At 58.4% G+C, this 11818-nt stretch carries 10 protein-coding genes and 1 pseudogene; 1 reads left to right on the top strand and 10 read right to left on the bottom strand.

What is annotated here, in order from left to right; translation table 11 throughout:
- Positions 1-5: 5 nt before the first annotated feature.
- A pseudogene (locus IB245_RS16220) lies at positions 6-449 on the bottom strand (PDDEXK nuclease domain-containing protein); the annotation flags it as partial.
- Positions 450-731: 282 nt separating this feature from the next.
- Between IB245_RS16220 and IB245_RS16215 the strand changes: the two are divergent.
- A complete protein-coding gene (locus IB245_RS16215) occupies positions 732-1550 on the top strand; it encodes a TnsA endonuclease N-terminal domain-containing protein (protein ID WP_225609902.1) in 819 nt (272 codons plus the stop codon).
- Positions 1551-2143: 593 nt separating this feature from the next.
- Here the strand turns inward: IB245_RS16215 and IB245_RS16210 are convergent.
- The 9 genes from IB245_RS16210 to IB245_RS16170 all read right to left on the bottom strand — a co-directional run bounded on the left by IB245_RS16210 (position 2144) and on the right by IB245_RS16170 (position 11656).
- Positions 2144-2893, bottom strand: a complete 750-nt coding sequence (locus IB245_RS16210) for a S24 family peptidase (protein ID WP_008042988.1) — start codon at positions 2891-2893, stop codon at positions 2144-2146.
- Between the two features lie 226 nt (positions 2894-3119).
- Entirely contained in the window at positions 3120-3647 is a 528-nt protein-coding gene (gene ppa, locus IB245_RS16205; RefSeq protein WP_007990564.1) for an inorganic diphosphatase, read from the bottom strand.
- Between the two features lie 113 nt (positions 3648-3760).
- Positions 3761-4573 carry a zinc-dependent peptidase gene (locus tag IB245_RS16200; RefSeq protein ID WP_192228061.1) on the bottom strand — a complete coding sequence of 271 codons (813 nt, stop codon included), beginning with the start codon at positions 4571-4573 and terminating at the stop codon, positions 3761-3763.
- A gap of 3 nt (positions 4574-4576) precedes the next feature.
- On the bottom strand, positions 4577-5233 hold the full coding sequence (locus tag IB245_RS16195) for a DedA family protein (RefSeq protein ID WP_192228060.1): 657 nt from the start codon (positions 5231-5233) through the stop codon (positions 4577-4579).
- 305 nt (positions 5234-5538) lie between these two features.
- Positions 5539-6000, bottom strand: a complete 462-nt coding sequence (locus IB245_RS16190) for a GNAT family N-acetyltransferase (RefSeq protein WP_008042983.1) — start codon at positions 5998-6000, stop codon at positions 5539-5541.
- A 120-nt stretch (positions 6001-6120) separates the two neighbouring features.
- The gene (gene eutC / locus IB245_RS16185; protein WP_192228059.1) at positions 6121-6945 is read right to left on the bottom strand and encodes an ethanolamine ammonia-lyase subunit EutC; all 825 of its coding nucleotides are present in this window, start codon (positions 6943-6945) and stop codon (positions 6121-6123) included.
- Between the two features lie 8 nt (positions 6946-6953).
- Positions 6954-8348, bottom strand: coding sequence for an ethanolamine ammonia-lyase subunit EutB (locus tag IB245_RS16180; protein ID WP_192228058.1), 1395 nt, complete (start codon positions 8346-8348; stop codon positions 6954-6956).
- A 198-nt stretch (positions 8349-8546) separates the two neighbouring features.
- On the bottom strand, positions 8547-9917 hold the full coding sequence (gene eat, locus IB245_RS16175) for an ethanolamine permease (protein WP_008035770.1): 1371 nt from the start codon (positions 9915-9917) through the stop codon (positions 8547-8549).
- A gap of 218 nt (positions 9918-10135) precedes the next feature.
- The gene (locus tag IB245_RS16170) at positions 10136-11656 is read right to left on the bottom strand and encodes an aldehyde dehydrogenase family protein (RefSeq protein ID WP_008035766.1); all 1521 of its coding nucleotides are present in this window, start codon (positions 11654-11656) and stop codon (positions 10136-10138) included.
- Between the last annotated feature and the right edge of the window lie 162 nt (positions 11657-11818).

The following is an 11818-nucleotide window of genomic DNA, read 5'->3' as shown; positions in this document are numbered from 1 at the left end:
TTCCCTCATTGCGCATCGTCCTCGAAGGATGAGCCTTCAGTTGCTAGTACGCGCTCAATTTGTTCAATGCTGGGCAGGCTGGTTTGCAACTCTGCTGGCAAGGACTCCACTAACAGGTACTCGGCCACGCCGATGGGACGGGCGTTATCACGCAGGGCGTATTCGGCCACTACTTTATTCTTGCTCTTGCATAGTAGAAGGCCAATGGTTGGGCCGTCCTGCGGGAGCTTGAGTTGAGCATCCACTGCGGTGAGGTAAAAACCAAGCTGACCCAGATGTTCGGGCTTGAACTTGCCAGCCTTGAGTTCAATGACGACATAGCAACGTAGCTTGAGGTGATAAAACAGCAAGTCGACGAAAAATTCGTCACCACCTACATCCAGCAGCACTTGCTTGCCGACGAAGGCAAAGCCTGCACCCAGTTCCAGCAAGAAGTCGGTGACATGCTTAGCGCCGTAGCCAAGGCTGTGCAATACATCCAGCACTATGACTTCGAAGCGGTTAGGGCTGACTTGCAAAAGGCTGTCCAGTAGGTTGACTGCGGTCGCCTCAGCGCCGATGAGCTGCAGAATGTCGCCAAGGACAAAGAGCGAGTTGAAGTCCGCGTGGTAGAACCCCCGGTTAAGATCAAACTGGTTCGCGTTCGCAAGCTCTATCAGATACGTGAGAAGGCAATTCTGCCCGGCCAGAAGCTGGGAATTGACCGCGCCGAAAAGAAAAACTGGAGTACGTTGGTCGAGAAGTACCGCCTGATCGAAACTCAGCAAGATGGCTTGACCGCCGCCGACGCGGCGCGGGCCTCCGGTAGTCGAACTTTCGATCTGACTTCGCGCCGAGAAAAGCGAGTCTTCTCACAGCTATCGCTGGTGGCCGAGGTGTCCCGCTATCTGAACCGAAGCCCCTTGGAAATCGAGGAGTTGCTTGACACGACCAGCGAAGGCATCGACGAACTGGTAGCCATCACCAACGAGTTCAACGAGCTGCTCTACGACGAGATCATTCCACGCCTATTCCGTTTGCTGTTTGATCTTGACGAGTATGAGAAGAAGGACGAGTACGAGGTCGATCTGATCAAGATGCCTGCCAACGGCTACTACGAGGTGTCGGCGTCCAAGGACAAGATCGTGCGGATGCACGACGTGCAGATCAAGGACGAGGAACGCGCAAAGAGCTTCCACCTTGACACCTACTGCTTCGATTCGGGCTCAGAAAACTGGCTTTTTTGGGACTTGCTGCGCGAGCAGCGGGTGAGGAAGATCTACTTCACCGGAATGCTGACGCACGGTCAGTCCGACTTCTTTATTCAGTATATCGACCCGGACTCACGTACCGTGCGCAGCTACTATCCTGACTTCATCTTCCTGCGTGAAGAACCGGATGGCAGCCTGAAGTACGTTATCGTCGAAGTGAAAGCCGACAACCAGATCGAAGATGCCGTGGTGCAGGCCAAAAAGGACTTCGCCCAGCAGATCGCGGTGGCCAGTGGGATGGAGTATCGAATTCTCAAATCGTCGGATGCTGACAAGCGGCGTTTTCGAGTGTTGTTTTAATCAGTGCGGTAGTACAGGAGGTGGAGCTAGTGTCTCAGCCTCCTGAGCCCGCTGCATGATCCAAATGCGCTTTTCTTCAGATGTTGAGTAGCCGACACCAACCATGTTCGTTGAATGCGAACCGATGGAGCTCCGGCCTGCAACCCAGCGCTTGGGTGTGGGTCAAAGTGTGGGTCAAGAATGGCGTTTTGTATTCAGCCCCTATTTTGCTTGGATTTCAGGCATTAAAAAGCCGGCTTGTGGCCGGCTTCTCGGGGACTGGCTTGGTTCATTTTTGGTAAACCGCGCCAGCCTTCAAAACGTACACCCGGATCTTGCGTCCGGCTGTGGGACTCGGCGAGAAAATCATCTGCCTTGTCGGTGCGATCGGAGCCGCGGGGCGGGTCGATGCGCAAATGTGGGGCGCAGCATACTGATTTTTTTGGGGAATTCCCAGTGTGGTGTGCGGGGTAGAGCTGTCAATTGCTTGGGATCGGGTAGCTGATCCGGGTTTTGAGGTGAATGTTCCACCGCCTTCGCGGGCAAGCCCGCTCCCACAGGTACTGCGCAATCCCTGTGGGAGCGGGCTTGCTCGCGAAGGGGGCGGCGCGGTGTTACAGGAACGGAATGGGCGGGCGACGCTTATTCAGCGTCGACCACCAAAACACCCAACCCAACACCCGGATGTTCTGCTCTTCGATTTGCGCGGCCCTGAAAGTCTCATCCGGGTACTCGGCGCTGTTGTGGCTGCGCATTCGCAATCCATTGCCCGGCATTCGGTGCAGGTACTTGATGCGCAGCATCCCGTCGTGTTCGATCGCATAAATTTCTCCATCGACAATCTGGGTCAGGCCGCGATCGATGGCGATGGTTGAGCCGTCTTCAATTTTCTCGGCCATGCTGTTGCCGATCATGTAGGCGCAGATGGCATCCGCATGGTTGATTTCCAGGGAGTCGAGGTGGCTGCGGGGTAGGCGGATGGGGTGGCTGGTGTCCTCGATCACGTGGGTTTTGCTGGAGCCGGGAGCGATGGGCGCTTCTTTGTAAAAGTGCAATTCGACATCGGTGGGTTCGATGACGGTGTAGATGCCGCGGAGGGCCTGGGCGTCGAAGGTGTTGCCAGTGTCGCTGACCAGACGCAGGTGTTTGGCGTCTTTCGGGCCTTCGAGATATTTGAGCCACTCGCTGTTGACCGAGAGTTTTCTGGCGACGGCTTCCATGCAGTGATCGGGCACACCGCGGGTGTACCAGTTGTGGACGTTTTGCGGCGCCGTGCCGAGGTATTCGGCGAATCCGGTCGTCGTGATGTTCGCTACTTTGAGGAGCGCTTTAAACCGTGGACCGCTAGTGTTTTTTTTCTTCATAGGCACGAGTTTACGGGCGTATGGCGAGGCTTTGAATAAACGAACCGTTCAAAATACGAGGGAAATTTAAGACCGGATGTAAGACGTATCGAGTAAAAATTAAACAAGAAAAAACCGATTCACCGGATGGTTAAACGACACGTTTAAAAGCTTTTCTGCGCGCACAAAAAACCCCGGATAAACCGGGGTTTTTTCATGTCGTCAGTGGCGCAAGGCCAGTGGCGTCTCAGCCTTTATAGGCAGCAACCGACTTGGTGATCGCTTCGCGGGCGGCGTCTGCACCGGCCCAGCCTTCGATTTTCACCCATTTGCCTTTTTCGAGATCTTTGTAGTTCGCGAAGAAGTGCTCGATCTGCTGAATCAGCAGGGCTGGCAGGTCGGTGTATTCCTTCACGTCGACGTACAGCTGGGACAGCTTGTCGTGTGGGACTGCGATGACTTTGGCATCGCCGCCGCCGTCGTCGGTCATGTTCAGGATGCCGACCGGACGAGCGCGGATCACGGAGCCTGGAGCAACCGGGTAAGGGGTCACGACCAGCACGTCGAGGGGATCACCGTCGTCAGCCAGGGTGTTCGGGATGTAACCGTAGTTGGCCGGGTAGAACATCGGGGTGGCCATGAAACGGTCAACGAACAGGCAATCGCTGTCTTTGTCGATTTCGTATTTGATCGGCGCGTGGTTGGCCGGAATCTCGATAGCGACGTAGATGTCGTTCGGCAGGTCTTTGCCAGCCGGAATCTTGCTGTAGCTCATTGGGCGGTGCCCCCGTTAGTTGACCAAAAACACTTGGCCGGATTGACCAAAAAGTGGCGGCGATTATAGGCATATTCCGCCGATCACGCTACGGATCAGAGGTCGTGTAGACCTTAGTCGTGTGCCTGATAGACAGGGTTCTCGGCCAGAAGTTGCCGCAGACGCGCCAGTGGATCCTGTCGGTAAAACAGACTCAACTGTTCGTAGACCTGTGGATAAGCCTCATGCAGCAAATCCGGGGCGCTGAAGAAGTATTCGCTGGTGACCGCGAAGAACTCGGCGGGGTTTTCCGCGGCGTAGGGGTCGATGGCGGTTTCGGCGTCCGGGTTGCGTTCCAGTTGCAGGTCGAGGTCGTCGTAGGCCTCTTGCATGACCCTGGCCCAGTCGCTGACGCGCATGTCGGCGTGCAGCGGTGGCAGGCCGTTGGCGTCGCCGTTGAGCATGTCGAGCTTGTGCGCGAGTTCGTGGATCACCAGGTTGTAGCCTTCCCAGCCACCACTGGCCATCACGCCGGGCCAGGCCAGGATGATCGGGCCTTGCTGCCAGGCTTCGCCGCTGTGTTCGCCGTCCCACTCGTGTTCAACGCCACTGGCGTCGCGATGGCGCTGCGGGCTGAGGAAGTCGTCGGGGTAGAGGACGATTTCGTGAAAACCCTGATACCAGTTCAGATCGCCCAGCTTCAGCAACGGTAATTGCGCCTGGGCGGCGAGCAGTAAACGCTGCTCCTGGTGGAGTTCGACACCGGGCAGGGCGGTCAGGTGTTTGTCGTCGAGAAACAGTACGCAGGCTTCGCGCAACCACTGGTCTTCAGCCGCGCTGATGCCGTCGAGGAAACTCAGGTGATGGCGCACCCGCTGCCACATATCGTCGGCAATCGGGTGCCTGGCCAGGATGCGCCGGCGACGCCAGGCGCTGAGCGACCACATCGTTCAGTGTGGTTCGGCTTTGGACGCGGCGCTGCCGAAGCGGCTGCGAATCACACCGATGATCATCGGCACCAGTGACAGCAGAATGATGCCCACTACCAGCAGCGAGAGGTTTTTCTTGATGAACGGTACGTTGCCGAAGAAGTAACCGAGGGTCACCAGACCGCCCACCCAGAGGATGGTGCCGATGACGCTGAAAAAGAAGAAACGCGGGTAAGGCATTTTCGCCACGCCGGCGACGAACGGTGCAAAGGTGCGGATGATCGGCAGGAAGCGCGCCAGGGTCACGGTTTTGCCGCCGTGCTTGTCATAGAAGTCGTGGGTTTGTTGCAGGTAATCGCGGCGGAAAATTTTCGAGTTCGGGTTGCTGAACAGTCGCTCGCCCGCCGTTCGTCCGATGATGTAGTTGGTGCTGTCCCCGAGGATCGCCGCTAGCATCAGCAGGCCACCGAGCAATACCGGGTCCATGCCGCCACCGGCCGCCACGGCGCCGGCGATGAAAAGAAGGGAATCGCCCGGCAGGAAAGGCATCACCACCAGGCCGGTCTCGCAGAAGATCACCAGAAACAGGATGGCGTAGATCCATGGCCCGTAGTTGTTTACCAGCAAGTCGAGGTAAACATCGAGATGCAGGATAAGGTCGAGCGGGTTGAAATCCATGGAGGCACCTGTGGTGACGGCCCGACTCGGCAGGCCTGTGCGGATGACTTCGCGTAAGGCTACAGACGGGTGTAGTTTTTCTTACAAGCCGGAAAGGTCGGCATTATACGGGCTGAGAAGTGAAAAGCGCGTCGAGTTTGTAGCGAGGAGTGTCGCGCAAGACCGGCGGCGCGGTCTGCTTTTTTTTGTAGGAGCAGCCGGTCGACGCTCGATTGCTCGCGAAAGCGGTCGAGCATCCGGCGGATATGCTGAATGACATACCGCTTTCGCGAGCAAGCTTCGCTCCTACGAGGGCTCGGTGCGGATCAAAGCTCGTCGCTGATCGGCAACACGTAGTTTTTGAACTCTGTGTCTTCCTTGAATCCGATGGATTCGTAGGTTTTCTGTGCGATTTTGTTGTCGCTGCTGGTGGAAACGCGCATGCGCACGGCATTGGTTTCCTTGGCCATTTTTTTCGCGGTGCGCATCAGGTTGTCAGCCACTAACTGCCGGCGGGCGTCTTCGGCGACATAAATGTCGTTGAGGATCCACACGCGTTTAAGTGAAAGCGACGAAAAGCTCGGGTACAGCTGACAGAAACCCATCAGCTTCTTGTCGTCGTCATCGGCCAGGGCCAGGTAGATCACCGATTCCTTGCGGCGCAGGCGTTTCTCGAGGAACGCCCGGGACGAGTCCGGATACGGCAGGGAACCATAAAACTCGCGATATTTGACGAACAACGGGGTCAGCAGGTCCAGGTGTTCAAGGGTCGCTTGAATAATCCGCATCGATAGGTCTCGTCTTCAAGTGGCTGTCTTCACATGCTCTGACGGCGAACGGTTCTTCACTCGGGCAGCCGTGTTTCGATCCTGCCTGAAATTGAATCAGAAACGCAATGCGGAAACGGTTCAGGCATCCGGCAGGCCCAGTAGGAAATTACCTTTCATGTCCGCTCCTGCGTCCGACTCCAGCGTCTGAAGCTGCGCTTCGTCCTTCAGGTTGACCCCCGACAACTGCCGCCGACAGGCTTCGCGCATCAGATAAAGCAAGCGGTGTGCCGCCATGCCATAACTCAAGCCTTCCAGTCGCACATTGGAGATGCAGTTGCGGTAAGCATCCGTCAGACCGACCTTTGGATTGTAGGTGAAATATAATCCCAGACTGTCTGGCGAGCTGAGGCCAGGGCGTTCGCCAATCAGGATTACCACCATTTTTGCGCCCAGCAATTCGCCGATTTCGTCGCTTATCGCAACCCGGCCTTGTTCTACCAGAATCACCGGTGAAACCGTCCAGCCATCGACTTCGATCTGCTCTCGCATGCGCGAAAGGAAGGGCACGGTGTGGCGGTGCACAGCCAGTGCCGACAAACCATCGGCCACGACAATCACCAGATCGACGCCGCCGGGATAGGCTGAAGCATGGTTGCGCAGGGTTTGCGCGGACTCATCGCTCAATTTCCGCCCCAAGTCAGGGCGCTGCAAATAACTGTCGCGGTTTGTGGCGGCGCTGTGCAGGAGCACACTTTCGTATCCGCATTCAGCCAATTGCGCGCTGAGCCCGGCATGGTCGAAGGGCAGGTGCACCGCGTCCCGAGCCTGGGCGTGGGCGTACTGGAAATCCAGCTGTGCGCTGGTCGGCATGCTGGTGCCGGTGCGGCCCAGGGCAATCCGTGCCGGGGTCAGGCGCCGCAGTTCCAGCAAAGGATTATCTGAATCAACAGGCGGTTTATCCATCTCGACACTCATCCCAGTTGCCCCATCGCCTGGCGGAAGGCTGGCGGCAGGCGCTCGCCGAAATGAATCTTGCCATCGGCCTGAGTGAAAATGCCCATTTTTGCCAGCCACTGTTCGAACTCCGGCGCCGGTTTCAAGCCCAGGGTTTGTCGGGCGTAGAGCGCGTCGTGGAACGAAGTGGTCTGGTAGTTGAGCATGATGTCGTCGGAACCGGGGATGCCCATGATGAAGTTGATCCCGGCCACGCCCAGCAGGGTCAGCAGGGTGTCCATGTCGTCCTGGTCGGCTTCGGCGTGGTTGGTGTAACAGATGTCGCAGCCCATCGGCACGCCCAGCAATTTGCCGCAGAAGTGGTCTTCCAGGCCTGCACGGATGATCTGTTTGCCGTTGTAGAGGTATTCCGGGCCGATAAATCCTACGACGGTGTTCACCAAGAACGGTTTGAAATGTCGGGCAACTGCGTAGGCGCGGGTTTCGCAGGTTTGTTGATCGATGCCGTGGTGGGCGTTGGCCGACAGCGCGCTACCCTGGCCGGTCTCGAAATACATCAGGTTTTGCCCAAGCGTGCCGCGATTCAGGCTCAAACCGGCGTCGTAACCTTCCTGCAACACGTTCAGGTTGATGCCGAAGCTGGCATTGGCCGCTTCGGTGCCGGCGATCGACTGGAACACCAGGTCCAGCGGAACGCCGCGATTGATCGCTTCGATTGACGTGGTGACGTGGGTCAGCACGCAGGCTTGTGTAGGAATTTCGTAGCGCTGGATGATCGCGTCGAGCATTTCCAGCATCGCGCAAATCGAGGCAATGCTGTCGGTGGCCGGGTTGATACCGATCATCGCGTCGCCGTTGCCGTACAGCAGGCCGTCGAGAATGCTCGCGGCGATACCGGCCGGTTCGTCGGTGGGGTGGTTGGGTTGCAGGCGGGTGGATAAGCGTCCCCGCAGGCCCATGGTGCCGCGAAAGTGCGTGATCACGCGGATTTTCTGTGCGACCAGCACCAGGTCCTGCACGCGCATGATTTTTGACACGGCCGCGGCCATTTCCGGCGTCAGGCCTGGTGCGAGGGCGCGCAGGCTCTGTTCGTCGGCGGCATCGCTGAGCAGCCAGTCGCGAAACCCGCCAACGGTGAGATGGCTGACCACGGCGAAGGCTTGTTTGTCGTGAGTGTCGATGATCAGTCGGGTGACTTCATCGGCCTCGTAAGGAATCAGCACTTCCTGCAGGAAGTGAGTCAGCGGGATGTCAGCCAGGGCCATTTGCGCGGCGACGCGCTCGCCATCGTTAAGGGCGGCGACGCCGGCCAGGAAATCCCCGGAGCGCGCCGGGCTGGCCTTGGCCATGACCTCTTTGAGGCTGGCGAAGCGGTAGGTCTGGGCGCCGATGGAATGGGCAAATGTGGCCACGGTGTCCTCCTGGTTCTATGAAAAACGTAACAGCGCCGCTAATCCTGTAGGAGCGAGCGGTGCGGCGATCCGACTTGCCCGCGAATGCGGTGGGTCAGTCAGCATCTATGCAAATGACACACCGCATTCGCGGGCAAGCCTCGCTCCTACAGGAAACGGGCGCACTCAAACAGGGCGTGCGCCCGGCGCCGGTGCAGTTCAGGCGCCTTCGAGCATCGCATCCGCCGGCGCATCGAAGCGCTGCTTGGCGGTCAGTTGGAAATACAAATACCCGGCCGCCATGAAACCGAGGAACACACAGCCGATCAGCGGGTTGAACCACGCCATCGCCACCAGGCACACCACGGCCAGGAACAGCGCAATCCCCGGTACGATCGGGTAACCCGGCGCGCGGAAGCTGCGTTCCAGGTTCGGCTCGGTCTTACGCAGCTTGAACAGGCTCAGCATACTGATGATGTACATCACGATGGCACCGAATACCGACATGGTGATCATCGCTGCCGTCAGCGTCATGCCTTGCAGGTTGACCAGGCCGTCGCTGTAGATTGCCGCGATGCCGATCACGCCGCCGGCCAGAATGGCCCGGTGCGGGGTCTGGAAACGCGACAGTTTGGCCAGCGAACGTGGCAGGTAGCCGGCCCGGGCCAGGGCGAAGAACTGACGCGAGTAGCCGAGAATGATCCCGTGGAAACTCGCCACCAGCCCGAACAGGCCGATCCAGACCAGCATGTGCATCCAGGTCGAATTGTTGCCGACCACGGCTTTCATCGCCTGAGGCAGCGGGTCGTTGATGTTCGACAATTGACGCCAGTCGCCCACGCCGCCGGCCATCACCATCACGCCGATCGCGAGGAACACCAACGTCAGAATGCCGCTGACGTACGCCTTGGGAATCGTGCGTTTCGGGTCTTTGGCTTCTTCAGCCGCCATCGCCGCACCTTCAATCGCGAGGAAAAACCAGATCGCAAACGGGATCGCCGCAAAGATGCCGGGGATTGAGGCGATGGTGAACTCGTTTGAACCCGACCAGCCGTTGAGCACGAAGTTGCTGAAGCTGAAGCCCGGTGCGACCACGCCCATGAACACCAGCAACTCGGCGACGGCGAGCACGGTCACCACCAGTTCAAACGTGGCGGCGATGCTGACGCCGAGGATGTTGAGCGTCATGAACACAAAATAGGCGCCAACGGCGGCAATCTTGGGGTCAAGTTCCGGGTATTGAACGTTCAGATAAGCGCCAATGGCCATGGCAATGGCTGGCGGCGCAAAGACGAATTCAATCAGCGTGGCAATGCCGGCAATCAAGCCGCCTTTCTCGCCGAAAGCCCGTCGGCTGTAGGCAAAGGGCCCGCCAGCGTGGGGAATGGCGGTGGTCAATTCAGTGAAACTGAAGATGAAGCAGGTGTACATCGTCGCCACCATCAGGGCGGTGACGAGGAAACCCAGAGTGCCTGCGGTGCCCCAGCCATAACTCCAGCCGAAGTACTCGCCGGAAATCACCAGGCCGACGGCAATGCCCCATAAGTGCAGGGTGCCGAGTGTGGGTTTGAGCTGTGTGGAAGAAGTCATAAGTCCTCGCTGTCTTTTTTATTGTTTGATCTGTTGGACTTTCGGAAACTGGTTTTTGGTGTGGAGCGGGCACGCAAAGCCCGTGCCAGAGCGGTAGGGCAGTGATTTGTGGTGTGTTTGAGGATGCCTTCGCGGGCAAGCCTCGCTCCTACAGGTACGGCGTGATCCTGTAGGAGCGAAGCTTGCTCGCGAAGACCGTTACGCGGTATCGCGCGGGGTTAGAAGAAGCCCAACGGATTGATGTCGTAGCTCACCAGCAGGTTTTTGGTCTGCTGATAGTGATCGAGCATCATTTTGTGGGTTTCACGACCGACGCCGGACTTTTTGTAGCCACCGAACGCGGCGTGCGCCGGGTACAGGTGATAGCAGTTGGTCCACACGCGACCGGCCTTGATGGCGCGGCCCATGCGATAGGCGCGGTTGATGTCGCGGGTCCAGAGGCCGGCGCCGAGGCCGAACTCGGTGTCGTTGGCGATGGCCAGGGCTTCGGCTTCGTCCTTGAACGTGGTGATGCTCACCACCGGGCCAAAGATTTCTTCCTGGAACACACGCATTTTGTTGGTGCCCTTGAGCAGGGTCGGCTGGATGTAATAACCCGTCGCCAGACTGCCCTCGAGTTTTTCCACCTTGCCGCCGGTCAGCAGCTCGGCGCCTTCGCCCTTGGCGATTTCCAGGTACGAAAGGATTTTGTCGAATTGCTGCTCGGACGCCTGGGCGCCGACCATGGTGTCGGTGTCCAGCGGGTCGCCGCGTTTGATCGACAGGACTTTTTTCATCACCTCTTTCATGAAGTCGTCGTAGATCGATTCCTGAACCAGCGCGCGGGACGGGCAGGTGCAGACTTCGCCCTGGTTGAAGAATGCCAGCACCAGGCCTTCAGCAGCTTTCTCGATGAAGGACGGTTCGGCTTTCATGATGTCTTCGAAGAAGATGTTCGGCGATTTGCCACCCAGCTCCACGGTGGACGGGATGATGTTTTCGGCAGCGCATTTCATGATGTGCGAGCCGACCGGGGTCGAGCCAGTGAAGGCGATCTTGGCGATGCGTTTGCTGGTGGCGAGCGCTTCGCCGGCTTCTTTGCCGAAACCTTGCACAATGTTGAGCACGCCCGGTGGCAGCAGGTCGCCAATCAGCTCTACCAGCACGGTAATGCCCAGCGGCGTTTGTTCTGCTGGCTTGAGCACCACGCAGTTACCCGCCGCCAGCGCCGGGGCGAGTTTCCACGCGGCCATCAGGATCGGGAAGTTCCACGGGATGATCTGCCCGACCACGCCCAGCGGTTCATGGATGTGATAGGCCACGGTGTTGCCGTCGATCTCGGCAGCGCTGCCTTCCTGCGCACGTATGCAACCGGCGAAGTAACGGAAGTGGTCGGCGGCCAGCGGGATGTCGGCGTTGAGGGTTTCGCGAACGGCTTTGCCGTTGTCCCAGGATTCGGTGATCGCCAGCAGTTCCAGGTTCTGCTCGATGCGGTCGGCGATTTTCAGCAGCACCAGCGAGCGCGCCTGGGCGGACGTGGCGCCCCAGGCATCGGCAGCGGCGTGGGCAGCGTCCAGGGCTTTGTCGATGTCTTCGGCCGTGGAGCGCGGGAATTCGGCAATCGGTTGGCCATTCACTGGCGAGGTATTGGTGAAGTACTGACCTTTGACAGGCGCGACGAACTCGCCGCCGATGTAGTTACCGTATTTGGCTTTGAACGAAACGATAGCGCCTTCAGTACCGGGGTGAGCGTAACGCATGGTGTTTTCTCCTTGGCTTTTGTACTTATTAGAGAGGCGCATGTGCGCTTGCTATAAGCGTAGAGCAAAGGTCGGGCCACTGCCCTGCAGGTCAAGCAAATCAAGGCCTTGCGTAGTTTTTGTCGGACAGGCGGGCGGCGCCCGTGACGGAATCGGTACAGT

Origin of the sequence: Pseudomonas sp. PDM02 (genome assembly GCF_014852285.1) — a bacterium.
GTDB classification, from domain to species: domain Bacteria; phylum Pseudomonadota; class Gammaproteobacteria; order Pseudomonadales; family Pseudomonadaceae; genus Aquipseudomonas; species Aquipseudomonas migulae.
The sequence above is the reverse complement of the archived record's forward strand: the minus strand, read 5'-3'. Positions and strand labels throughout refer to the sequence as shown.